General features: G+C 61.6%; 26 protein-coding genes and 1 tRNA gene. 14 read left to right on the top strand and 13 right to left on the bottom strand.

The genetic code is table 11. The features are described from left to right. Nucleotide 1: 1 nt before the first annotated feature. The 5 genes from IE113_RS09110 (at nt 2) to IE113_RS09090 (ending at nt 4,035) form a co-directional block, all read left to right on the top strand. Nucleotides 2–205, top strand: a complete 204-nt coding sequence (locus tag IE113_RS09110; RefSeq protein WP_101797228.1) for a YgaP family membrane protein — start codon at nt 2–4, stop codon at nt 203–205. A gap of 11 nt (nt 206–216) precedes the next feature. Beyond that, the gene (locus tag IE113_RS09105; RefSeq protein ID WP_189540632.1) at nt 217–1,482 is read left to right on the top strand and encodes a TolC family protein; all 1,266 of its coding nucleotides are present in this window, start codon (nt 217–219) and stop codon (nt 1,480–1,482) included. Between the two features lie 135 nt (nt 1,483–1,617). Further along, nucleotides 1,618–2,268, top strand: a complete 651-nt coding sequence (locus tag IE113_RS09100) for a peroxiredoxin (RefSeq protein ID WP_101797230.1) — start codon at nt 1,618–1,620, stop codon at nt 2,266–2,268. 62 nt (nt 2,269–2,330) lie between these two features. Continuing rightward, nucleotides 2,331–3,248: an MBL fold metallo-hydrolase gene (locus IE113_RS09095; protein ID WP_101797231.1), complete on the top strand. Its 918-nt coding sequence runs from the start codon at nt 2,331–2,333 to the stop codon at nt 3,246–3,248. A gap of 4 nt (nt 3,249–3,252) precedes the next feature. Next, nucleotides 3,253–4,035: a sulfite exporter TauE/SafE family protein gene (locus IE113_RS09090; RefSeq protein ID WP_101797232.1), complete on the top strand. Its 783-nt coding sequence runs from the start codon at nt 3,253–3,255 to the stop codon at nt 4,033–4,035. A gap of 124 nt (nt 4,036–4,159) precedes the next feature. Here the strand turns inward: IE113_RS09090 and IE113_RS09085 are convergent, their stop codons facing one another. The 9 genes from IE113_RS09085 to IE113_RS09045 all read right to left on the bottom strand — a co-directional run bounded on the left by IE113_RS09085 (nt 4,160) and on the right by IE113_RS09045 (nt 12,102). Continuing rightward, nucleotides 4,160–4,627: a hypothetical protein gene (locus IE113_RS09085; protein ID WP_144039856.1), complete on the bottom strand. Its 468-nt coding sequence runs from the start codon at nt 4,625–4,627 to the stop codon at nt 4,160–4,162. Continuing rightward, nucleotides 4,624–5,505, bottom strand: coding sequence for a tail fiber domain-containing protein (locus tag IE113_RS09080; RefSeq protein WP_101797233.1), 882 nt, complete (start codon nt 5,503–5,505; stop codon nt 4,624–4,626). The genes IE113_RS09085 and IE113_RS09080 overlap by 4 nt, the downstream gene beginning before the upstream one ends. Next, nucleotides 5,505–5,702 (bottom strand): hypothetical protein, encoded by a 198-nt coding sequence (locus IE113_RS09075; protein WP_189540722.1) that lies wholly within the window; start codon nt 5,700–5,702, stop codon nt 5,505–5,507. The genes IE113_RS09080 and IE113_RS09075 overlap by 1 nt, the downstream gene beginning before the upstream one ends. Before the next feature lie 19 nt (nt 5,703–5,721). Beyond that, the gene (locus tag IE113_RS09070; RefSeq protein ID WP_189540630.1) at nt 5,722–5,859 is read right to left on the bottom strand and encodes a hypothetical protein; all 138 of its coding nucleotides are present in this window, start codon (nt 5,857–5,859) and stop codon (nt 5,722–5,724) included. A gap of 28 nt (nt 5,860–5,887) precedes the next feature. Further along, nucleotides 5,888–6,781 (bottom strand): hypothetical protein, encoded by an 894-nt coding sequence (locus tag IE113_RS09065; RefSeq protein WP_189540628.1) that lies wholly within the window; start codon nt 6,779–6,781, stop codon nt 5,888–5,890. Further along, nucleotides 6,778–10,965, bottom strand: coding sequence for a phage tail length tape measure family protein (locus IE113_RS09060; protein ID WP_189540626.1), 4,188 nt, complete (start codon nt 10,963–10,965; stop codon nt 6,778–6,780). Before IE113_RS09060 ends, IE113_RS09065 begins: the two co-directional genes overlap by 4 nt. Next, nucleotides 10,962–11,309, bottom strand: a complete 348-nt coding sequence (locus IE113_RS09055; RefSeq protein WP_189540625.1) for a hypothetical protein — start codon at nt 11,307–11,309, stop codon at nt 10,962–10,964. The genes IE113_RS09060 and IE113_RS09055 overlap by 4 nt, the downstream gene beginning before the upstream one ends. Nucleotides 11,310–11,416: 107 nt before the next feature. Beyond that, on the bottom strand, nt 11,417–11,833 hold the full coding sequence (locus tag IE113_RS09050) for a hypothetical protein (RefSeq protein ID WP_189540623.1): 417 nt from the start codon (nt 11,831–11,833) through the stop codon (nt 11,417–11,419). Between the two features lie 20 nt (nt 11,834–11,853). Then, a complete protein-coding gene (locus tag IE113_RS09045) occupies nt 11,854–12,102 on the bottom strand; it encodes a phage portal protein (protein ID WP_229822240.1) in 249 nt (82 codons plus the stop codon). On the opposite strand from IE113_RS09045, the gene IE113_RS09040 reads away from it, so the two are divergent. From IE113_RS09040 to IE113_RS09020, 5 genes are all read left to right on the top strand, one after another. Then, a complete protein-coding gene (locus IE113_RS09040; protein WP_229822239.1) occupies nt 12,101–12,721 on the top strand; it encodes an XRE family transcriptional regulator in 621 nt (206 codons plus the stop codon). The genes IE113_RS09045 and IE113_RS09040 overlap by 2 nt on opposite strands. Before the next feature lie 15 nt (nt 12,722–12,736). Next, nucleotides 12,737–13,204 carry a hypothetical protein gene (locus tag IE113_RS09035; RefSeq protein WP_189540617.1) on the top strand — a complete coding sequence of 156 codons (468 nt, stop codon included), beginning with the start codon at nt 12,737–12,739 and terminating at the stop codon, nt 13,202–13,204. A 310-nt stretch (nt 13,205–13,514) separates the two neighbouring features. After that, the gene (locus IE113_RS09030; RefSeq protein WP_189540615.1) at nt 13,515–13,976 is read left to right on the top strand and encodes a DUF2924 domain-containing protein; all 462 of its coding nucleotides are present in this window, start codon (nt 13,515–13,517) and stop codon (nt 13,974–13,976) included. Beyond that, nucleotides 13,973–15,289, top strand: a complete 1,317-nt coding sequence (locus IE113_RS09025; RefSeq protein WP_189540613.1) for a recombinase family protein — start codon at nt 13,973–13,975, stop codon at nt 15,287–15,289. Before IE113_RS09030 ends, IE113_RS09025 begins: the two co-directional genes overlap by 4 nt. Then, the gene (locus tag IE113_RS09020; RefSeq protein ID WP_189540612.1) at nt 15,286–15,693 is read left to right on the top strand and encodes a hypothetical protein; all 408 of its coding nucleotides are present in this window, start codon (nt 15,286–15,288) and stop codon (nt 15,691–15,693) included. Before IE113_RS09025 ends, IE113_RS09020 begins: the two co-directional genes overlap by 4 nt. A gap of 92 nt (nt 15,694–15,785) precedes the next feature. Here the strand turns inward: IE113_RS09020 and IE113_RS09015 are convergent, their stop codons facing one another. After that, nucleotides 15,786–16,502, bottom strand: a complete 717-nt coding sequence (locus tag IE113_RS09015; RefSeq protein ID WP_169945895.1) for an IS6 family transposase — start codon at nt 16,500–16,502, stop codon at nt 15,786–15,788. Nucleotides 16,503–16,563: 61 nt separating this feature from the next. Further along, complete coding sequence (locus IE113_RS09010; RefSeq protein WP_268248112.1) at nt 16,564–17,754, bottom strand: saccharopine dehydrogenase family protein; 1,191 nt, start codon at nt 17,752–17,754, stop codon at nt 16,564–16,566. 128 nt (nt 17,755–17,882) lie between these two features. Between IE113_RS09010 and IE113_RS09005 the strand changes: the two genes are divergently transcribed. Continuing rightward, nucleotides 17,883–18,485, top strand: a complete 603-nt coding sequence (locus tag IE113_RS09005) for a TetR/AcrR family transcriptional regulator (protein WP_189540608.1) — start codon at nt 17,883–17,885, stop codon at nt 18,483–18,485. Between the two features lie 33 nt (nt 18,486–18,518). On the opposite strand, the gene IE113_RS09000 is transcribed toward IE113_RS09005, so the two are convergent. Beyond that, nucleotides 18,519–18,836 carry an SCP2 sterol-binding domain-containing protein gene (locus tag IE113_RS09000; RefSeq protein WP_189540606.1) on the bottom strand — a complete coding sequence of 106 codons (318 nt, stop codon included), beginning with the start codon at nt 18,834–18,836 and terminating at the stop codon, nt 18,519–18,521. Between the two features lie 137 nt (nt 18,837–18,973). Here IE113_RS09000 and IE113_RS08995 point away from each other — a divergent pair, with 137 nt between their 5' ends. Continuing rightward, nucleotides 18,974–19,543, top strand: coding sequence for a flavin-containing monooxygenase (locus IE113_RS08995; RefSeq protein WP_189540605.1), 570 nt, complete (start codon nt 18,974–18,976; stop codon nt 19,541–19,543). 236 nt (nt 19,544–19,779) lie between these two features. Further along, entirely contained in the window at nt 19,780–20,460 is a 681-nt protein-coding gene (locus IE113_RS08990; protein WP_189540603.1) for an alkylmercury lyase family protein, read from the top strand. A gap of 314 nt (nt 20,461–20,774) precedes the next feature. On the opposite strand, the gene IE113_RS08985 is transcribed toward IE113_RS08990, so the two are convergent. Beyond that, nucleotides 20,775–20,864: transfer RNA gene (locus tag IE113_RS08985), tRNA-Ser, on the bottom strand. Nucleotides 20,865–21,020: 156 nt separating this feature from the next. Here IE113_RS08985 and hspQ point away from each other — a divergent pair. Further along, nucleotides 21,021–21,401 (top strand): heat shock protein HspQ, encoded by a 381-nt coding sequence (gene hspQ, locus IE113_RS08980; RefSeq protein ID WP_189540599.1) that lies wholly within the window; start codon nt 21,021–21,023, stop codon nt 21,399–21,401. The last annotated feature ends 90 nt before the right edge of the window (nt 21,402–21,491 follow it).

The following is a 21,491-nucleotide window of genomic DNA, read 5'->3' as shown; positions in this document are numbered from 1 at the left end:
CATGACCCTTGATACCGCTGTCCTGCGTTTTGCCGGCTTCGTCGTTCTGCTTAGTGTTGTGCTTTCGATCTATGTCCACCCGTGGTGGATCGGGCTGACGATTTTTGCCGGGCTGAATATGCTGCAAGCCAGCTTCACCGGTTTTTGCCCGGCAGCGATGATCTTCAAGAAGCTGGGCGTTCGCCCCGGTAAAGCCTTCAACTGATCGAGGCATTGATGCGCCGCCATATCGCTTCCTTTATCGCTTTGTCCTGCGTTCTGTGCAGCCCCTCCGCACAGGCGCAGGACCTCGCCGCTGCTATCTCCGGTGCTTTGTCAAACGCCCCCACGCTTGCCGAAGCACAAGCCGGAGAGGCAGCGGCGAGAGCGCGACTGGATCGCGCCAAGGCGGAGGGAAATCCGTTACTGCGGGTCGAAGGCTCCTATGGCGCAGGCCGCATCGACAATGGCGGTTTCTTCGGCATTACCGCCGACAATGTCTCGCCGCTGGCCGCGCAGGCGACGGCAGAAATGCCGATCTATGCGGGCGGGCGGATTTCCTCTGCGGTCGCTCAAGCGCGGAGCGGCGCGGACATCGCGCGCTTCGGTGCAGAGCAAGCCCGGCTCCAGACGATCGTGAGTGCGGTCAGCGTCTATACCGAGCTATTGACCGCCCGGAAACTGGAGGAGCGGTATAACAAACTGGCTGTCGCATTAGCTGAAACCGAACGGCAGGCCGGACTGCGCTATCGGACCGGCGAGATTGCCAGCTCTGAACTTGCTCAGGCGCGGGCGCGCCGGGCCGAAGCCGATGCGGGGCTTGCGCAGGCGCAGGGTCGCCGCATTTCAGCCGAAGCTGCATACCAGCGTCTGGTCGGTTCGCCTGCAGGTGAACTAACCCCCTTGCCAGGCCTGCCGATTGTTCCCCCGTCGCTCGATCATGCGCTGGACATGGCGCGTGCTTCCAATCCCGCAATGCAGCAGGCACGAGCCGGGGTTGATGCGGCGCGCGCCGGGGTTCGGGCTGCGAAGGCGGAAGGCCTACCCTCGGTTGGCGCCTTCGCCGAGGCGGCCCATGTCCGCGACCAGTTCTTCCCAGGTTACAGGGCGGATTCCGTCGCGGTCGGCGTTCGTGGGCGCTGGACGCTCTGGGCCGGTGGCCGCGTGGCGGCGCAGACTCGGGCAGCTGACGCGGATCTTGATGCCAGCGAGGCGAGGCTGCGCCAGGCGGATCAGGCGCTAGAAGGCATGGTCATCGATGCTTGGCAAGGCCTTGCTACAGCGCGCCGAATGACCGAGGCTTCCCGCCTTCGCCGTGATGCAGCGGAAGAAGCGCTGCGCGGAACTAGGCTGGAGGCTCAGGTCGGAGCCCGGCCAACGCTGGCTGTTCTTGATGCTGAGCGTGAGGCAATCGAAGCTGAAGCTGCGCTGCTACAAGCTGAGGGTATGCAGACTGTTGCGGCTTGGCAGCTCAATGCACTCAGCGGGAATTTGCAGCCTTAGGAGCGAGGATACGGTTGATTGTGGCAGTATCAGCCGAACTTGGATTGAGAAACTCGATCACAGTAAATAAAATATCATGTTTTGCTAATTTACTGAACTGAGATACCTAACGCTCATCAAGCCAAGGAGGTATCCATGACCGAAGAAAAGATTGCTATCGCTGCCATGCCGCGGATCAACGAGCCAGCCCCTGATTTCAGTGCCAAGACCACCCATGGCCAACGTTCGCTGACGGATTACCGGGGCAAGTGGCTCGTTCTGTTCTCTCACCCGGCCGACTTCACCCCGGTCTGCACCACTGAGTTCATGGGCTTTGCTCGCCATGCCGATGAATTCAAGGCAATGAACACCGAACTGCTCGGCCTGTCGATCGACTCCAACTATGCCCACATTGCCTGGGTCCGTTCGATCAAGGAGAAGTTCGGCGTCGAGATCCCCTTCCCGATCATCGAGGACATCTCGATGAAGGTGGCAACCGCTTATGGCATGGTCCACCCGGGGGCGTCCGACACCCAGGCCGTTCGCGCCACCTTCTTCATTGACCCCGAAGGCACGATGCGCGCCATGGTCTATTACCCCATGTCGAATGGTCGCTCGATTGCCGAATTTGTCCGCCTTATGCAGGCCCTGCAGACGGCCGACGCCAACAAGGTTGCGACGCCCGAAGGCTGGCAGCCCGGTGACAAGGTGATCGTGCCGCCGCCGCAGACCGCGCCGGCAGCCGAAGCTCGCGCCGGCGAGGGCTACGACTATGTCGACTGGTATTTCAGCACCAAGACCCTTTAAACCGGGTTAGGCAATCGGCGGCACCTCGGTGCCGCCGACAACCGTCCACGAGAGGAATGAGTATGTCAGACCCCGTCATTGCCGCCGCAGCAGAGATCGTGCAGCAGGCCGATCCGGCGGCGGTCCAGGTTCGGAGCTTCTTCGATGAAGCGACCTTTACTGTAACCCATGTGCTGTCCGATCCTGCAAGCGGCAAGGCCGCAATCATCGATAGCGTACTTGATTTCGACCCGGCGTCAGGACGCACTTCTACGAGTTCGGCCGATGCCTTGATCGCTTACATCCGCGAGCAGGACTTGGAAGTTGAATGGCTGCTGGAAACGCATGCCCATGCCGACCATCTGTCAGCCGCGCCCTACCTGCAGGAACAGCTTGGCGGCAAATTGGCGATTGGACGCCACATTCTTACCGTGCAGGAGACCTTTGGCAAGATCTTCAATGAGGGCACCCGTTTCGCACGCGATGGTTCACAGTTCGACCACCTTTTCGACGAGGGTGACCGTTTCTCGGTCGGCTCCATTCCAGCCATTGCGCTGCATGTTCCCGGGCACACTCCTGCGGACATGGCCTACGTCATCGGCGATACCGTGTTCATCGGGGATACCCTGTTCATGCCGGACTATGGCTCTGCCCGCGCCGACTTTCCCGGCGGGGATGCCCACGTCCTCTACCGGTCTGTGCGGCGGTTGCTGAGCCTGCCCGAAAGCACCCGACTTTTCCTGTGTCATGACTACAAGGCGCCAGGCCGCAATACCTATGCCTGGGAAACCACTGTCGCGGAGCAACGCAGCGGCAACGTGCATCTCCACGACGGCATCAGCGAAGACGATTTTGTGGCCATGCGCAAGGCACGCGACGCCACGCTCGACATGCCGCGCCTGATCCTGCCATCGATACAGGTCAACATGCGCGGTGGGCATTTCCCGGAACCCGAAGAAAATGGGGTCAGCTACCTCAAGCTGCCGCTGAATAGGCTCTGACGCGATGGCGCTCGACACCATCCAGTATGTGCTGGGCGCAGGGTCCGGTGGACTGGTCGGTTTTACCCTTGGCCTGGTCGGAGGGGGCGGTTCGATCCTCGCCGTCCCGCTCATGGTCTATCTGGTAGGCGTGCCTCAGCCGCACATCGCGATCGGCACAAGCGCCCTTGCAGTCGCGGCCAATGCCGCAGCTAACCTCGTTCCGCACGCCCGGGCCGGGGCGATCAAATGGCGGTGCGCCGGAATGTTTGCTGCGGCAGGGGCTGTGGGCGCCTACGCCGGCTCGACCCTGGGCAAGGCCATGGACGGACAACGACTTTTGTTCCTGTTCGCCTTGCTCATGCTGGTAGTGGGCGCACTGATGATCCGCAATCGCAAGGATCCCGGCAATCCTGATGTCCAGTGCCGCCGCGAGAATGCGCCAAAAGTTATGGGCTACGGGCTCGGCACCGGCTTATTCTCGGGCTTTTTCGGCATCGGTGGCGGTTTTCTCATCGTACCGGCCCTGATGGCATCAACTGCCATGCCGATGCGCAATGCCGTTGGTTCATCTCTGGTAGCCGTGACCGTCTTTGGGCTAACGGCCGCCATCAACTATGCCTTTTCCGGTTTCGTGGACTGGTGGTTGGCTGGAGTGTTCATTGCAGGCGGTATTGTAGGAGGATTTGCAGGAGCCTTGCTTTCACAACGTCTTTCTTCAGTTAAGGGCGCACTTAACTCGGTTTTCGCCGCACTGATTTTTGTGGTTGCGGCCTATATGTTGTGGCGGAGTGGCCAAGCCTTATAAACGATCGAGGTTGTAATATGTCTTGATGTATTCGACTAATACCGCGCTCATTTTTGGTGGCGGACTGACTGCAGCATTCATCTGCGGGATATCGATCGAGGCACCGGCCCGAGCAATCGCTGGTTCACGCATATCCCTCGTTGATCAGCTCAACCTGCCAGTATCGGGTTACACCTCCAGCGGTCGCACTGACCGTCCAGAAACTCTGCCGGATCGAGTAGCCCGTATTCGAAAGGCGGAAGGTGATCGCCGTTGATGATCCCCCAGACGCGACGTTCACAAATGACCCAGTCCCACCCGACCCAGACCAGGTCCAGACGGCGGACTGTGTGCACTGGATTGTAACCGCCGCATTTCCTCCTCCGGCAGCCCAGTCGCTGAGTGCGACCGGCGATCCACTCGACAGCCCGCCCGCGGGCGTGAATGCGACAGACGATTTGCCGTAGAGGTTGGACAATTTGATCGCCCCGGAGGCAATACCAGCCAAATTGCGGACCGCGGTTTCGCCTAGTGAAGTGGTGGTGCCGGCCGCGCGGCCGAGCTCTGCGCCGACATTGCCCAGAGATATCGGGCCGGTTGTTTGCAGGGTCATTGTCGCGCCTCAAGCTTGGCAATGGTACGCGCTTGGGTGTCGCTGAGATCAGCGAGCTCTTTGACCGCTTCGATGAGCAGTCCCACCAGGTTTCCGTAGGCGACAGACATGAGCCCATCGTCATGGGTCATGACTGCTTCGGGCACGATGGGAGCCAGTTCCTGGGCAACGAGACCGATACCGCGACTGCCCGTGTCACGCTGAGTGAAGGTCACTCCGCGAAGCTTGCGGACGCGATCCAGGGCGTCAGAAACCGTCTCCACGTCGGTCTTGAGCCGCGCATCGGAAAACGCCGTCACGTCGCCAGTAGCGGTGATGGTTCCCGAGACCGAGATGCTGCCGGTGAAGCCTTCGCCCGCCTTGTTGGCAGGCGTGAAGCCCAGTGCACCGGTCACATCGCCCGAAGTCATAGAGGAGCCGGCCGTTACCCGTCCTTTGGCGTCTACAGTGACCTTGAGATAGGTCCCGGCCGTCACGCCGCTGTTGGCCAGCGTGGCGGCGAACGAAAGATTGCCAGAGCCATCGAAGCTGCCGCTCGTCCCTGTCACATCACCGGTCAGCGCAATGGTGCGCCCAGTCGCCCACCTGGTTGCTGTCGCGGCATTGCCGGTGCAGGATCCTGAGGAACCGGTGATCGACCCACTGGCCGTGATATAACCGCTGGGGTTGGTCGAATTATAGGGCGTGAAGCCCAGCACAGTCGTCACCATCGCCGAAGTCAGATTGCCAAAGCCCACCTGAACGACGGTGCCGCCCGCAGTCTTCGAATAGAGCTTCTGGTCAGCCAGATTGACGGCGAGTTCGCCCGCCTGCAGCGAAGCCGCCGCGGGCACGCTGGAGGCAGTCGAAGATCGTTTGAGCAGGATGGTGCTCGGCATCAGAAGGTTCCACCATCCAGCGTCACGCCATCAATCGAGCCACCGGTGATGGCGACGTTGCTCGCCGCCTGGGTCGACATGGTGCCGAGCCCGGAGATATCGGTGTTGGGGATCGTTGCCGACGCGGTGAAGGCGGAGGTGCCATTACCCTTGAGGTAGCCAGTAAGAGTGGTCGCGCCCGAGCCGCCCTTGGCCACGCCTAGCGTGCCGCCGATGTTAGCCGTTTACTTCGCTGGCCAGCGAATTGGCCTCTGTAGCAAAGGTTGGCAGCGCCGAAAGGAAGGCATCGGCGCGCGCATTAAAGTTCGTCGCGTCCGACCGGGTGGGCGGCGCGGGCAAGGCCGTGATAGGCATGGCAGATCCTGCGCTGAGGGATGAAAGGTTAAGTGAGGCCTTCGATGGTCAGGCTGCAGTAGCTGACCGTGGGATAGGCAAGGTCGATCGAGAATTCTTTGTAGAAGCCAAAGACGGTGAGGCTTTCGAAGCTCTCCGAGCCAATCCAGAGCACCGGCGTCGCGCGGATCGAAGCAAGCGTACGATGCACATCATCGAGCGCATCGGTTTGCATGACGACCCGGGCTGACATGCGCTTTGCAAAGGCGCGCTCCACGACCGAGGTCACCCCGAACTGGTCGGTCTCTTTGCGCGAATAGTCGATGATCCCGAGATCTACCCCGTGCTCGGTATCGCCAATGTCAAACTGACGGCCAACCAGCAGGGTCCCGCATTTGACGGCGTCGGCTGGATTGTCCCGCGTCAGGGTCACAGTCAGGACCCCCGTCTCGTAAACGGGCACATCGAGGAACAGCAGCCCGGTCCTTTTGCCAAGCGGCTCGAAGAACCAGGCAAACCAGGTGTCGATCGCATTCCCGCCGATGTTGAGGCTCTGCGTCCGGCTGTAGATCTGATTACCAGAGACCGTGAGCGTAACGCTGGCACTCTCCGCCTCGATGTCGATCAGCGCGAGACCATCAGCAGCGCCCGGAGCAAGCACGACCTGCAGCGAACCGGGACGTGTGGTTGCCGTGCCCACGCGGGCGTCGAACATGGCCCAGCGGTTGGTCGGGCCAAGGTCGAGCCATTTGGTCGGATCGGAAGCCGGGTTCACGCCCGTCGATGCCGCCAGGGCTTCGTACTTGCGGTGCGTCGAGGTCAGGATGACCCGGGCGCCGACCGCATAAACCGTACCGGCTGCCCAGACCGGATAGTCATTTTCCGGGGCCGTGCTGCTGGTGAGCATGGCATCGATCAGCGCGGTGGGGCGGATCAGCTTCATGCCGCAGTCCTCACCGCGAGCGCATCGCCGTCCGGTGTCACGCGCTCGAGGATGCGGGCGGTCTTGCTCGTTCCGGAGGCAATGGTGGCAGAGGCAATTCGCTGCTCGTCGCGCAGATCAGAAAGCTCCTGTTTCAGCGATGCCAGTCCATCGATCAGCACGGTAGCGCTGTCATTGGCCGAGGTGGTCGCTGTTGCTGTCTGGGTAGAGGCAAACTGCTCCCACCAGCTGGGGTTGGTCGACGCTGCCGCCGTCGCAGTCTCGGCCGGCAGCCCGGCCATCGCGTTGATGATCGCCACCGTCTGCTCGAGGCTGGCGGCCGTCTGCCCCTGAATGCGGGCGAGATCCTGCGCAGAGGTGGCCGCATCGGCGGCTGCGCTCAATAGGGTCTGGCTGAGCCCGGGGAGCGACTTGGCCGCTTCCTGGTCACCACTGCGGGCCGCAAGGGTTGCCGCGTTGAACTCGGAGAGCGCCTGAGCGTAGGTCTTGGTGCCGCCATCCATGCTGCCACGAATCCGGGCAACTTCCGCGAGCAGGCCGTCGGTGATCTGGGTCCAGGCCGAGCGCAGCTTTTCGGCAGCAGCGGCCGCTTCATCGGCGGCCTTCTGCTGGTCCTGCAGCGCCCAGATCTGTTCCTGCAACGCCCGGTTGCTTTCATCGAGTTGGGCCAAGTCGAGGGCGCGCAGCGCCGCCGTATTGCCCTGGAGCTCGAGCAGCTGGCGCTCGAGGCCAAGGCGCTCGTCGACAATGGCGGCTGCACTTGCTGCATCCTGCGCCGCGCCAATGAGATCAGCAAAAGCAGGCGCCAGCTGAATCAGCGCGACATAGGCCGCGCGCCCGGCCTCGGTGGTAAGGTCCTGGGCGTCGACCAGTGCGCGGAAACCCGCAATGCTGTCGGGGAGCGTCAGGCCGAGGCTGCCGAAGACCTGGTTCATCTGGGCGGTGAGCGCGGCGGTCTGCTCGGCCTTGGTGTAGAAGAGTGAGAAATAGTCGCCGGTGGCCGACGCCATGTCGCTTGCCGAACCGAACAGGTCGAAGAGGTTCATCTTGGCCGAAAGGCTCAATCCTTCCACTGAAGTCCCGAGCAGGGAAAGCGAGGAGGCCACCGCTTCGATGCTGGAAGCCACCCGAACCAGGGTTTCGAAATAGCCCTCGCCCACCTTCTGGAACTGTTCGAGGCCCGGGATCGCTGCCCGCGCGATACTATCGGCAGCAGCTCCGAAGACAGCGGTCAACTTCTCCTGGATCTGCTCGCCGGTAAGGCCTTTGAGATCGATCTTGCCGATGTTGACGACAAAGCCCGCGAGCCGCGACTGCACCTCATCCAGTGACATGCCCAAAGGCCCGGCTGCAGCCGAGATGGCGTCATAGAAGCCTGAAAAGATCAGGCTGAACTGCTGCTCCAGTTCCGCGCTCGCCGCAGCGTACTGCGTCGAATAGCTCGAGCCGACGCTGATCCCGAAGAACTTCTTCGTCTTCTTGATGTCGGTGTAATAGCTCGCATCAAAGCCGCCAGAGACAATCGAGCCGAGCGACTGCGCGCCGCCATAAATGCCCTGACCGATGATGCTGGTCTTGGTGCCGAAAAGCGCATTGACCACGCTACCCAGCACCTTGCCAAGCCCGCCCAGAAGCTTTGCCCCCAGGAAGCCGATGGCCGCACCGATTGGCCCGGCAATGGCAAGACCGATGCCCGCACCGATCAGCGAACCGGTCTTGCCACCGACAAAGTTCGAGACGCCGGTGAGAGCCGAGGTCAGCCCGCCGAGAATACCTGTCGCCTTGGTCCCGGTCTGGATGCCCGCAGCCGAGGCATCAAAACCATTGGTGCGGATGATAAGATTGGTGAGCCCGCCGATATTGGCTTCGATGTTCTTGAGCGAGGCCAGCATCGCGGCGGAATACCGCATGGTCAGTGTATCGATCTCGCGCAGATGGTCGATGGATTTTGAGATGCTCTCGGACTTCGCCGCGCTGTCGCCGAACATCGTGCCGGTGCCATCATTGGTGACAGGCGCCTTGCCCGATCCCCCAAACGCTCCCGAGATGGCAACACCCAGCGAAGCGATCACGCCAGCGGTGACAGCACCTGCAGCGATGTTGAGCGGGAACGGCAGTGAGCGGATCGCGTTCACCACCGCTTCCACCGCCTTGATGCCGGTCGTGATGATCGAATTGCCCTGTTCAACCCCGGCGCGTGCGGTGTCGGAAGCAGCCATGGCGGTGTCGCTGGTGACCTTGGCAGCAGTCTGCGCACCGATAAGGCCGATCTTCACCGCGGCATTCTTGATCGCGATGGCGAGCTCGAAGGCACGGAACACCTTCTCGGCCGCCAGCATCGCCTTGTAGCCATCCGAGCCTTCCTCGAAGAACCCCTTCGCCGCAGAAGCCAGATTGCCATAGTGGTTGATCTCGGCTGAGGCCTGGGCCGCGCGCGCATCGGCATACTGGAACGAGGTCTTGCCGTATTCCCGCTCCGCATCGGCGACCCGCTTGGCAGATGCCGCCTGCGCCGAGGCAAAGCGGGCGATCTCGACGGTGATGCCGCCAATCGCGCCGCCCACCGAACCGAAGGCATCGGCCATGTTGCTGGCAGCCGCTTGCGTCGCCGAGACCATGTCCTCGAGGCTTTGAAGGAACTGTTCCTGCTCCTTGACCTGAAAATCGTGCTCGATGAGCGCGGTCTTGGCCGCCCGGTATCGTTCCCAGGCAGCCGCACCGCGCTCAAGCACGATCTGCTCTTTTTCGGCCTCAAGGTTTGCCAGTTCCTGCGCCTTGGTGGATTTACCGAGCATAGCGACCTGGAGCTCAAGCGGGGCGACCGTATTCTTAATGAACTCCTTCTCGGCCTGCGCCTTCGTTGCCTTTTCCCAGGCTTCGCCCGCCTGCAGGATCGCAATGCGCGCCTCGTCGGTCGGCGCCTTCAGAGCCGCCATGGCGACTTCCATGCGCTTGATCTCGATCGGGGTCTTGCCGATCTTGGCGGTCTCGAGCTCAAGGTTGCGCGCAAAATCCTGCGCGGCCTTGAGCGCCTTTTCCGCCTCAGTGTCCTTATGCGCCTTGGCTGTCTTCTCTTTGGGATCACCGCGGATCTCGTCAGCTTTGGCGGCAAGCCGGGCCTTGGCGGCTGCGATGGTGTTCTCACGCCACTTGGCCGAGAAGCTGTTCATCATCGACATAGCATCGCCAAAGGCAGCGGAGAATTCGCTCTGGATCTGACCCGCCATGCGCGCGGTCGAGCCGGCGAAGCTGTTTTCCATGCGCGGCAGAGCAACGCTCTCGACGCGCGAGATGGTGGTGAGGCCAACGCGGTCGAGGAGCGGGTTCACCCGGTCGACAAGCCAGTTGATCGCAGCGATGGCCTTGTTCGCCATGAACTCGACGCCGCTGATCGCGAGGTTTGCGGCGCCCACGGCCGCTTCCCCGATGACACCGGGGAGCGAGGCCCAGAGGATCTTGATCGCGCCGAACCCGCCGACCCAGCCTGCGTAGATGAAGGCGATGGCGTATTTGCCGACCTGCATGATCGCATCGAACGCAGTCGTGGCCCAGTCCTTGAGGGTCGAGAACACCGAGCCGAGGTTCAGGCCGTCGGAGACGGTCTTCCAGAGACCCTTCATGGTGTCGCCGACGGTGATCCCGACCGGCCCGAGCTTCTCCATCTCCTTCTTGGTGAGGCCGAGGCTCTGGGCGTATTTGTCGAGCTCGCCCGTCTGCTTGACGCTGGACTGGAACATCTTGAATGGGCCAAATGCCAGCGCCGCGGCCGCCGCCGCTGCCAACAGGTAGGGGTTAGTGAGCGCGGCCGCGGCCGCGCCTGCGGCAAGGCCGACCAGAGCCCGCGCCATGCCGCCGATGCCCATCCCGGCCTGCATGCCGATCTGACCGATCTGCGTGCCCTGCTGCATGAACACGGTCAGCGGCTTTTGCCCCGAGAACAGACCGACAACCATGTCATTGAGCTGGAAGACGAGGTTCTGCACATGGTGGCTGGCAAGCTTGGCAGATCCGCCCATACGGGTGAGCCCGCCGCCGCCTGCCGAGCCCAGCGCCTTGTCCGCGCGCGAGGCGGATTCAGCAATATCGCCCATCGCGCCTGCCACCGACCGCTTCATGTCAGCCATCTCCTTCTGGAGACGGGCGACATTGGTGATGAGCTCAATCTCGAGGGTGCCGGCCTTCATGGGTTTGGCTCCTTCGAGATCATGAGCGCCCGGAAAGCATTGGTCACTTTCCGGGAGACTTCATCGCGGTTGAGGCTGGAAGTTGCCGTCCAGGGCGGAGGACAATCGGGTTCGCGGGCCCGAACCGTCTCGGCGACAAAGTCGACCGAGAGGCGGCGCAGGAGCCGCGTTGTCCAGGGCGGAAGATCGTGTCCCGAACAGCGCTGCCAATGATCGATGGACGCCCATGAGATGGGCACCGGCCCCATGGCGCCGGCCTCGCTGGGCCCGAGATCCATCAGGTGATCGATGATCCAGGGCGTGCGGATCGGCGGCATGTCGGGTGTGAGATCGTCCACTGCCATACGCTGCATGCGGGTCAGTGGTTCGGTGTCGGCGTCTGTCCGGGCTTTACTGCTGCTGCGCGGCCTGGGCGCGGTGCCTAGCCACGCCAGTTGCCGGACGTAGAGGCTCAGCTCTCGGCCGAGCTCTTCGTAAAATTTGCCCAGTCATTGATGTGGGCGGCAACCTGGGCGGCGATGAAGCCGATCGAGGGATCGGCATAGGCCTTACGGAACAGGTCCTGGCCTTCGAGGCCATCGGCGGGCGGATAGGCAAAGCCGTTGAAGCTGACCGTGCAGGCGGCGAGGAAATCAGCCTGCTCGGCGAGCTTTTCCTCGGCCGTCTGGTCCATCTTCCCGCGCTTCTTGATCTTGTCCATCAGCTGGTTTTGCTGGCGCTGCTGCGCGCGCTGATAGACCTTCGTTCCCGGGCCATAGACCGTGATCGTCAGCCGCTTGCCCTTGTCGTCATAGAGCGGGGCATCATCGCCGCCGACGAGCTCGACGATCGAGGTCTCGGTGGCGGCAAGCTTGGTAATGTCAAACATGGAATGTCTCCGTCAGGGTGTCAGGGATCGCCGCCTTCGACAGGCGGCAGGTTTTCAAGGGCACGGACCTCGTTGATGGCCATCACACCATTGGTCAGCATCTGCTGGTAGAAGGAGGCGCGCGCAGCGCTATCACCGCGCAGCAGGCCTTCGAGGTTGAACTCAATCACGAGCCCTGCCTGCCGGTCGGCTGGCGAGAGCAGCTGTTTGGCGAGCGCCTGTTCGATGCGCTTTAGGCGCCTCCGCGCACGCATCCGCCAGCTGGGCATGAACGTCGCTGACGTTGCCTCACTGGCCGGTGTGAACCGGTCGTTCTTGTACGATATCATCCGCGGCCGATCGCAGACGCCCAATCTGGAGCGTCTCAAGAGCGTGGCCGCTGCGGTGAAGGTCGACGTCGAATGGCTGCTTCACGGGCAGGGAGACGTCCAGGGCGAAACCCCGCTAGATGAGGGCGCGCAGTCCGACTTCATTGGGATTGCTTATGTCAATGCTCGCCCGTCGATGGGGGGCGGCTCCATTCTGGATGAAGAGGCAAAGCCGGGGCGTGATTTCCATTTTCGGCGGTCGTGGATCAAGGACCGCTTGAAGGCGGCCCCGTCTATGCTGCGGGTCATGCAGGTGGAGGGCGATAGCATGAAGCCGACTCTCGAAGATGGGGACACGGTGCTGGTCGACATGTCCCAGAAGATCCCCCAGCCGCCCGGGATCTTTGTGCTCCACGACGGCCTCGGGCTGGTGGCCAAACGCTTAGAGCACGTCCCTATGAGCGATCCGCCGCGCGTGCAGATCATTTCGGACAACACCCGTTATCCGCCCTACGACTGCTTGGCCGACGAGGTGAACATCATCGGTCGCATACGCTGGTATGGGCGGGAGATGTTTTGATGGCTGAGGTGGCCGATGAGTGATGGATACAACTTTGCCCAGCTGAAGACTGAGATCCTGAAGCTGAGTAAGGCGACGGATTGGGAGACAGCTCGTAAAGAATGGAGGCTCGTTAGTATCAGCCAAGCTGATGAACCCGAAGCCTGCCTCTGCGGTCACTTTCCAATCATCGACCTCTGCACAATCAAGAACGGCGTAACTGGCCAGTCGGTCGACGTTGGCAATGTCTGTGTGAAGAGGTTTCTGGGCTTTCGCTCTGATTTGATCTTTGCCTCGATCAAGCGGATCAAAAGCAATCCCGACAAGAGCATAGGCCCTGATGCAGCGGCGCTATTCCACCGCCAGGGGATCATCAACGCTTGGGAGTACCAGTTTCAACAGGACACGCATCGCAAGCGCGATCTTACTGCAAGGCAACTTGCCACACGCCATAGTATCAACCGCAAGGTGTTAGCTGCGATTAGAAGTCGCGGGATTACATAACGGTATGCAATTCGCTACCAAAGGGTTCCACTTGGGACGCATCTAGTATGTCATCAGTAGGAGGGTTCATGCCTTTAGAGGACTGAGCCAACATGCACGACATCTCCGCGGGCAGCAGCCCGTCTCCCATCAACACCATGACCGACGACCAGCGCTTCACCGAGTTGGGGCAGATCATCGCGGCAGGCATCATCCGGATGCACGCAAAGTCCAGTTCTATATCTGCAGGGGACGCAGATAGTTCACTCGCTATCTCGCGGCCCAAGAGCGTGTGTCGAACCCGGGGACGCCCCCGAGTTGGAGAACGCTAATGCAGAACTATGACGACCCACAGGTGCTTGCACGCCTTGCCGCGCTAAAGACCATGACAATGCCGCAGCTACGGCAGGAGTGGGAGAAGCTGTTTGATGCCGCTGCTCCCAACAACAGCCGCCCGTTTCTCGAGCAGCGCCTCGCCCACCGGATCCAAGAGCTGGCCTTCGGCGGCCTTTCCAAACCCATCATCCGCACCCTGGATATGCTGGCCGACGAGGTCGAGGGTAAAAAGGTCAGGAAGTCAGTGATCTCAGACCCCCGCAACCCGATCATCGGTACGCGCCTGATCCGGGATTGGAAAGGGACCGAGCACACGGTCGTTGTTGCCAAAGATGGGTTCGACTGGAATGGGCAGCGCTACAAATCGCTCTCGGCGATTGCCAAATCCATCACCGGCACCAACTGGAACGGATATCGCTTCTTTGGCCTTCGTGCAGCCGAGGGAGGCGCGCGATGACTGAAGCACGACGACGCATCCGCTGCGCTATCTACACCCGGAAGTCCTCAGAGGAAGGCCTTGAGCAAGAGTTCAACAGCCTCGATGCGCAGCGCGAAGCCTGTGAAGCCTACATCGCGAGCCAGCGTCACGAAGGCTGGCTCACCATGCGCGAAGGCTATGACGACGGAGGGTTTTCCGGCGGCAACCTTGATCGTCCGGGCTTGCAGAACCTGCTGGAAGACATTCGTGCAGGCCTGGTCGACGTCATCGTGGTCTACAAGATCGACCGCTTGTCCCGCTCGCTGATGGATTTTGCCCGGCTCGTTGAGGTGTTTGATAAGCACAAGGTGACGTTCGTGTCGGTCACCCAGTCATTCAACACGACGACTTCGATGGGGCGCCTCACCCTGAACGTCCTCCTATCATTCGCGCAGTTCGAGCGTGAGGTGACGGGCGAGCGCATCCGCGACAAAATTGCGGCCAGCCGCGCCAAGGGCATGTGGATGGGTGGGTTCGTGCCATGGGGCTATGACGCAGTCGATCGCAAGCTGGTTATCAATGAGGCAGAAGCGGCACAGATCCGCTTCATCTTCGAGCGATTTGTCGAGTTGGGATCAGCCACCAGGCTGACCCGCGAGCTTGTCCGCAAGGGCATCACCAACAAGCGAGGTCGGCCCATCGACAAGGGGTTCCTCTACAAGCTGTTCCGCAATCGGGTTTATCTTGGTGAAGCTGTTCACAAGGGCACCAGCTACCCGGGCGAGCATCAAGCGATCATCGACCAGCCGCTCTGGGATAAGGTCCACTCGATCTTGAAGATCAGTCCCCGCGTTCGGGCCAACAATACCCGTGCGCAAACCCCCGCATTGCTCAAGGGACTTATCTTCACCGACACCGGCATTGCGATGACGCCGACGCATACACGTAAGGGGGAGCGGCTCTATCGCTATTACATCTCAATGGACGCCTTGCGGAACCGTGGCACCGAAGGCCAGGACTCGATCGTGCGCCTCAACGCGGGCGTCATCGAAAGCGCGGTCGTTCAGAAGATCCGCCAGCTGCTGCGCGCGCCCGAAATTGCAGCCAAAGCTTGTGCTGCCCTCAAGGCAGCGAGGTCGGGCTTTACCGAGAACGATGTAGCGGGTGCATTGGCGACCTTTGACAGCTTCTGGGATAACCTGTTCCCGGCCGAACAGGACCGCACGGCCCGGCTGCTCATCGAACGCGTTGTCGTCAGCCAGGAAGGCATGTCACTCGATCTTCGCACCAGCGGGCTTAGCTCGTTGGTAAGCGACATGTTGCAATTGCCCAAGCTGGACAAAGCTGCATGAGTGAAGCCGCCGGCATCACCACGGTCTTTATCCCGCTCGTAATCCGAAAGCGGAACGGACGGCCGCGCATCGCGCCGCCAGACGACTATGTTGCGAACGACGACAATGGCGGTGTGGACCCCCACATCATGCGAGCACTAGCGCTGGCATGGAGCTGGAAACGTAAGTTGGGGACCGGGGAAGCCTCCTGCAACCAGGACATCGCCACTGCTGAGGGATTGACTGCTGCCTACGTCGGGCGGGTTGTGCGGCTGGCTTACCTCGCGCCCAACGTGCTGCACAAACTGTTGATCGAGCGGAATGCCCCAGCCGTGCGGCTTAAGGATCTATGGTATGCAATCGATCTGCCTTGGGCTGAACAGGATGCCGCGATCTACAAGACACGGACGGTGCCCTCAAACTGACGTCAGAATTTCCTCGACTTCGCCAACCGGTGCTGTCAGTCTAATGCGAACCGCTCTCCACTGGATGCAATGATCCTCAACTTTGCAATTCTTTAGTTCACAAGGTTTTGCCACTCGACCAGTGCGGCCGAGCGTCGAAGCTTGAATGTGGTTCGGTCGACGAGGTGGCGTTCCTGGGAAAAGTGGTTGTGGAAGGAAGCATGGACTGAAGCAAATTTCTGTAGGGACTTCATTTGCCGAAATCGCAGCATCGCCCGTTCTCGTCGTCGAAAGGGGAGGTGGCTGTTTTCAGCTCGGTTGTTTAGCCAGCGTCCCATCTCCCGCCGCTCTACATTGCCCAGTTCCTTCATGGCGGCAGGGTAGGAGCGTAGTCCATCAGTAACGATTTCTTCTGCCTGTCCATGGCGTTTCATGGCTTTCTTCAGAAAGCGTAAAGCTGCGGATTTGTCGCGTTTCCGAGTGACGTAGCTTTCCAGAACCTCACCCTCGTGGTCTACAGCACGCCATAAATAAACCATCTCGCCGTTGAGTTTGACGTACATCTCATCAAGGTGCCAACGCCAGTGTTTGAAGCCGCGCATCCGGTTTACCCGCTGGCGCCGGATGTCTGCAGCAAACAGTGGACCAAACCTGTTCCACCACAGCCTCACCGTCTCGTGACACACGTCGATGCCGCGCTCGAATAGTAGGTCTTCAACGTTTCGCAGCGACAACGGAAAGCGGACATACAGCATCACCGCGAGACGGATGATCTCCGGTGACGAGTTGAAATAGCGGAAGGGACTGGCGGATTTGCGGCGTCGAGACATGACGCCGCTTAGCCTTCAAACGCCCTCGCTACCAGCAGGTGCATTTGCTTTGACAGTGCCCTCAGCCGTCCTGTTCCTCGCAGGTGACGCTCACCAGCTCGCGGCCCGAGGCGAAGTTGCCCGCGCACAGCGGGGCAAGCCGGTCGAGGAAGTCGTCGGGATCGATGATTTCCTCGGGCGCGAAGACCCCGTGGCGCGTGCCGAGCCCGTTGGCGAACAGCGGCAGCACCAGCGCGAAGGGCACGCTGGTCGAGCCGGCCATGCCGCCTGCGGGCATGGAGTGGACTTCGGCCGTGGCGATAGCGGGCCGGCCATTGCGGCGACCGCTCGCCCAGGCGAACAGCGGCGGCGCCACGACCCGCGCTTTTTCCTCCTGCTGGACCGGCGCGGCGGCCTTTTCCTGCATGCTGGCCAGGATCGCGTCGGCGGCCTGGTGGATGGTCAGCGCGCCGCTGTCGACCAGCTGGGCGATCATGGCGAGACCTTCGAAGCTTTCGGGCGGGCCGACCATTGCGTTGGCGCAGTGGAGCAGCCCGGGGACCGCGCGCGGCAAGGTCACCGCCTCGGGGTGGCCGACCGACCACGTGACCACCTCGCCCCGGCCCGGATAGTGGATCGTCCGGCTGGTGAGCGGTTTCACATCCTGGAACCCGCCATCCGCCAGCACCCGGATGGTGCCGGTCAGCTGCTGGACCCAGTGGACGACGGCCGCGCTGGCCCCGGTCGCGCGGGGACGCTGGCTGCGCATCGCCTCGAGATCCTCGTCGCTCCCCTCGATCGACCAGCAGGTGAGCAAGTCGTCGACCTCGTCGAGCGCGCGCGCGGCCTTGAGCGCGATCATGTTGGTGACGCCGGGACTGGCGCCGATGCCGATCACCGCCGTCACCCCGCGCTCCTCGGCGCGGCGCGAGAGCGCCAGCATGTCGAGCGTCGGCTCCCAGTCGTCGCAGATATCGGCGTAGTGCCGCCCGGCATCGATCACCTGTTCGAGCACCGGTAACCCATGGGTGTAGAACGGCCCCACCGCGTTGAGGACCACGTCATGCGCGGTGATCGCAGCGCCCATCGCCACGCGATCATTGATGTCGAGCCCGATCGCGCCCGCTTTGCCGGGATAGAGCGCCGCCACCTCGGCGGCGTGCTCGGCATGGAGATCAGCGACCGTCACGCTTTCGACGAAATCGAACCGCACCGCTTCACGCACGGCGACCTGCCCCATGCCGCCTGCACCCCCGAGAACCAGCACCTTCATCGAATCGTCCCCATCCCTTGTCCCGCGCTTCATTGCGTCAGGATCATGATAGCATCACAACGGTTGTTATGTTGTCAAGAGCTGCATAACACTTGTTGTGAGGCGCTAGTCCGGTGTATGGGAACATCATGAGCGCCCAACCCAACGCCACCCCTGCCGACAGCCGCCGTGACGAGGTTGTCCAGGCCACCTGTGCCGTGATCGCCCGCGAAGGGCTCGACCGCGCTTCGATGCGCGCCATCGCGCAGGAGCTCGGCAGCACCACCGGGGTGCTCACCCACTATTTCCGCGACAAGAACGACCTTCTGGGCTTCGTGCTCAAGGCGATCATCGCCAAGCTGGAACTCGACCGGATCGACCCGAGCAGCGTCGAGGCATCGTTGGAAGACGTGCGCAATCTGCTCGGCCGCTATCTTCCGGGTGCGGCGGATAACGAATTGTGGTGGCGGGTGTGGCTCGCCTTCACCGTGGCGGCGCTGTCGGACAGCAAGCAGGCCGAACAGCACCGCTCGCTCTACGCCCAGATGCGCAGCATGTGGACGGCGCTGCTGACCGCGATGCAGGCGCGCGGCGAGGTGGCGGCGGAACTCGATCCGGCGCTCGAGGCCGACGTGATCCTGTGCATCGTCGACGGGGTCGGCATTCAGGCGCTGATCTCGCCGGAGCTCTATTCGCACGACTACCAGATGGCGATCGTCGAGGCCGCGCTGGCGCGCCTCGCCCCGCGCTGACGCACGAGGACGAGGCGCACAGACGTCGGGCCGTCAGCGACCGCGGGACAACGCGCCGTCGATCCGCATGGCGAGCCCCATGTCGCCTTCGATCTTCAGCCGCCCCGTCATCATCGCCTGCGCGGCGCCGAGGGTGCCTTCGCTCATGGCGGCGAAATCGGCGATGCTCTGCTTGAGCGTGCACTGAGCAGGGCGGTCCTCGTTATCGACGATGTTGGGCACCGCGGTCGCATCGATCACCACGACGCCCTCGGACCCGAAGTCGAACTTCACCACCGCGCCGAGGCCGCAATCCTCGCCCACCGCATCCTTGAGCCCGGCGGTCACCTGGGCAAGCGCATCACTCGTCATCTCTTCCACTCCCTATCTGGTCTCCCGCGGCGAATCGCGGGCACCGGGTGTTAACGACTCCGCTTCAGTCACAACAGTTGTTATTTTATCCCGGAGCGTCTATCCGATGGCGGAATCCACACGGGAGAGCCCACAAAATGGCCCAGCATTTCGACGTCTTGATCATCGGCGCAGGCATTTCAGGCATCGGTTCGGCTTGCCATCTCAAGACCCAGCTGCCGGGCAAGAGCTTCGCCGTTCTGGAAGCGCACGAGAGCTTCGGCGGCACATGGCTGATCCATCGCTATCCGGGCATCCGTTCGGACAGCGACCTGTTCACCTTCGGCTACCGGTTCAAGCCGTGGGAGGGGCCGCCGATCGCCAGCGGCGCCGAGATCATGCGTTACCTCGGCGAGGTGATCGAGGAATACGGGCTTGACCCTCACATCCGCTATGGCCGCCGCGTCATCTCGGCCGACTGGCGCAGCGCCGAGCGGCACTGGGCGGTGCGCGTCGCTGTCGCAGGGTCGGAGGAGATCGAGGAATGTACCGCGCATTTTCTGTGGTCCTGCGCGGGCTATTATCGCCACGATCAGGGCTACACGCCCGACTGGCCGGGACTTGCCGACTTCGCCGGACGGCTGATCCATCCGCAGGCCTGGCCCGAAGATATCGATCTTTCGGACAAGCGGGTGGTGGTACGGCTGCCTACGTCGGACGGGTTGTGAGGCTGACTTACCTCGCGCCCAATGTGCTGCACAAACTGCTGATCGAGCGGAACGCGCCAGCCGTGCGGCTTAAGGACCTATGGTATGCGATCGATCTTCCTTGGGCTGAGCAGGAGGTCGCGATTTTTCGGACGCCTGGCAGCCACTGAAGGCTTCTGCCATAGGATTTAGTGCGCTTAAGCACTCGAAACTCCTCAGCATTGCCGACAAAAACGGATCGTGCGATGCTAGAAGGCATGGACACCAACGATCTCCTGCCATTCGATCTCAATGTTAGGGGCGAACTTACTCGCGCAATAGCGGAATTAGGCCGCGCACCCAGCAATGAGCAGCTTGCTCAGCGACTTGATGCTGACGTCATTGCAGTCGAGCAATCTCTAAGACAATTGCACGACGCCCACGCACTTCAGCTTCATCCGCACCGCTGTGCCCCTTGGGTAGTTCACCCGTTCGCCCTTTCTCCGGGTTCTTGTTGGGTTGAGACTTCCGGTCGTGGTTGGTGGGCCAACTGCCTCTACTGCGGTATGGGTATCGCAGCGGCGCTCAATGAGGATGTGAGCATCCACACTCGGATTGGCGGGGAGCGAGAACCGATAGTCGTTCACGTTTGTGGAGGCGAGGTACAGGAAACCGAACTCCTCTTCCACCTGTCAACACCGGTTCGAGAGTGGTGGGATAATGTCATTCACGCTTGCGCCAGCTTTCAGCCGTTTCACTCCGAGGTTGACGTTGAGGACTGGTGCGCGCGCCATGGCCTGCCTCGTGGTGCAGTCGTACCCATCCAGCAAATGTGGCGGTTTGCGGCCGACTGGTATGGAAGCTACTTAGAGAAGCAATGGCGGAAACGCTCTGTAGCAGAAACAAAAGCACTCTTCGAGAAGCATGGATTTGAGGGCGATTTCTGGCGACTTAGTTGAAGCAGGATCTCCAATTCGGGCGGGTTCGAATACCCTGCGGCGCCTACTATACTGCCGGTTTTGAGTCTCTCGCGCGCCAAAATTGCGCCCGAACAGAAAAGGCAGGGTAGAAAGCAAAAACCCCAGAAATCTGACATTTTCTTGGCCTAAACCTTTTGGGGCGTGGTTTAGGTGAAAAGAGATGGAAGCCGATCTGAGACAGATCTTGGGGGTCTCGCTAGTCTGAACAGTTTAGGAGTCCACGCGAAAACGGCGCAGAACTGCGCCATTTCGAAGCCCCAATTGGGACTGTTCTTTAATTTTCAATTATATAGTGGCGGAGAGGGTGGGATTCGAACCCACGGTACGGTTACCCGTACACCGCATTTCGAGTGCGGCGCATTCGACCTCTCTGCCACCTCTCCGCGAGATCGCCATGTGAGCGGGACGGGCCCGTTCGGTCGAAGAAGCGCGCGGTTAGCGGATGTTGGCGGGCTTGCCAAGCCCTCTTTCTGGCAAATTCGGGGGAGGGCGGCCGGCGCGGCGTTGTTTCGCAGTCGCACAATCCCTATACAGGGGTCATGGACAAGGCGTCGTTCTTTTCACCCCAGGCTGGCCGCCGGATCGAAGTACCCCGCCGTACCAAGGCGCGCTTCGGGATCGGCGATGTCGTGCGGCACCGATTCTTCGATTTTCGCGGGGTCGTGTTCGATATCGATCCGGTCTTCGCCAACAGCGAGGAATGGTACGAATCGATCCCCAAGGAAGTGCGCCCCAATCGCGAGCAGCCGTTTTATCACCTGTTCGCGGAGAACGGGGAGAGCAGCTACATCGCTTATGTCAGCCAGCAGAACCTGGCGGAAGACGGCGATAGCGGCCCGATCGATCACCCCTCGGTGGCGGAACTGTTCGAGGATTTCGCCGACGGGCGTTACCGGATGCGGCGCAGCATGACGCACTGATCGGCAGCGCCGCTCCTGCGGCGCGGGCATGCACAACTACGGTCGAAGTCCCTCTTGCGCGGCGCGGCACGGCGGGCCAGTTTCCGGGCA

Source organism: Novosphingobium arvoryzae, assembly GCF_014652615.1.
In the GTDB taxonomy this organism is placed as follows: domain Bacteria; phylum Pseudomonadota; class Alphaproteobacteria; order Sphingomonadales; family Sphingomonadaceae; genus Novosphingobium; species Novosphingobium arvoryzae.
Note: the sequence above shows the minus strand (reverse complement) of the source record. Positions and strands in the feature narration are given on the sequence as shown.

Bases quoted from the DNA above. Each gene is read 5' to 3' on its own strand.
- IE113_RS09100 (WP_101797230.1), top strand. From the start codon at position 1,618: ATGACCGAAGAAAAGATTGCTATCGCTGCCATGCCGCGGATCAACGAG.
- IE113_RS09070 (WP_189540630.1), bottom strand. From the start codon at position 5,859: ATGCCTATCACGGCCTTGCCCGCGCCGCCCACCCGGTCGGACGCGACG.
- IE113_RS09045 (WP_229822240.1), bottom strand. From the start codon at position 12,102: ATGCCCAGCTGGCGGATGCGTGCGCGGAGGCGCCTAAAGCGCATCGAA.
- IE113_RS09090 (WP_101797232.1), top strand. From the start codon at position 3,253: ATGGCGCTCGACACCATCCAGTATGTGCTGGGCGCAGGGTCCGGTGGA.
- IE113_RS09105 (WP_189540632.1), top strand. From the start codon at position 217: ATGCGCCGCCATATCGCTTCCTTTATCGCTTTGTCCTGCGTTCTGTGC.
- IE113_RS09005 (WP_189540608.1), top strand. From the start codon at position 17,883: ATGAGCGCCCAACCCAACGCCACCCCTGCCGACAGCCGCCGTGACGAG.
- IE113_RS09050 (WP_189540623.1), bottom strand. From the start codon at position 11,833: ATGTTTGACATTACCAAGCTTGCCGCCACCGAGACCTCGATCGTCGAG.
- IE113_RS09015 (WP_169945895.1), bottom strand. From the start codon at position 16,502: ATGTCTCGACGCCGCAAATCCGCCAGTCCCTTCCGCTATTTCAACTCG.
- hspQ (WP_189540599.1), top strand. From the start codon at position 21,021: ATGGACAAGGCGTCGTTCTTTTCACCCCAGGCTGGCCGCCGGATCGAA.
- IE113_RS09080 (WP_101797233.1), bottom strand. From the start codon at position 5,505: ATGCCGAGCACCATCCTGCTCAAACGATCTTCGACTGCCTCCAGCGTG.
- IE113_RS09055 (WP_189540625.1), bottom strand. From the start codon at position 11,309: ATGGCAGTGGACGATCTCACACCCGACATGCCGCCGATCCGCACGCCC.
- IE113_RS09085 (WP_144039856.1), bottom strand. From the start codon at position 4,627: ATGACCCTGCAAACAACCGGCCCGATATCTCTGGGCAATGTCGGCGCA.
- IE113_RS09025 (WP_189540613.1), top strand. From the start codon at position 13,973: ATGACTGAAGCACGACGACGCATCCGCTGCGCTATCTACACCCGGAAG.
- IE113_RS09060 (WP_189540626.1), bottom strand. From the start codon at position 10,965: ATGAAGGCCGGCACCCTCGAGATTGAGCTCATCACCAATGTCGCCCGT.
- IE113_RS09010 (WP_268248112.1), bottom strand. From the start codon at position 17,754: ATGAAGGTGCTGGTTCTCGGGGGTGCAGGCGGCATGGGGCAGGTCGCC.
- IE113_RS08995 (WP_189540605.1), top strand. From the start codon at position 18,974: ATGGCCCAGCATTTCGACGTCTTGATCATCGGCGCAGGCATTTCAGGC.
- IE113_RS09000 (WP_189540606.1), bottom strand. From the start codon at position 18,836: ATGACGAGTGATGCGCTTGCCCAGGTGACCGCCGGGCTCAAGGATGCG.
- IE113_RS09110 (WP_101797228.1), top strand. From the start codon at position 2: ATGACCCTTGATACCGCTGTCCTGCGTTTTGCCGGCTTCGTCGTTCTG.
- IE113_RS09030 (WP_189540615.1), top strand. From the start codon at position 13,515: ATGCAGAACTATGACGACCCACAGGTGCTTGCACGCCTTGCCGCGCTA.
- IE113_RS09095 (WP_101797231.1), top strand. From the start codon at position 2,331: ATGTCAGACCCCGTCATTGCCGCCGCAGCAGAGATCGTGCAGCAGGCC.
- IE113_RS09040 (WP_229822239.1), top strand. From the start codon at position 12,101: ATGAACGTCGCTGACGTTGCCTCACTGGCCGGTGTGAACCGGTCGTTC.
- IE113_RS09035 (WP_189540617.1), top strand. From the start codon at position 12,737: ATGAGTGATGGATACAACTTTGCCCAGCTGAAGACTGAGATCCTGAAG.
- IE113_RS09020 (WP_189540612.1), top strand. From the start codon at position 15,286: ATGAGTGAAGCCGCCGGCATCACCACGGTCTTTATCCCGCTCGTAATC.
- IE113_RS09065 (WP_189540628.1), bottom strand. From the start codon at position 6,781: ATGAAGCTGATCCGCCCCACCGCGCTGATCGATGCCATGCTCACCAGC.
- IE113_RS08990 (WP_189540603.1), top strand. From the start codon at position 19,780: ATGGACACCAACGATCTCCTGCCATTCGATCTCAATGTTAGGGGCGAA.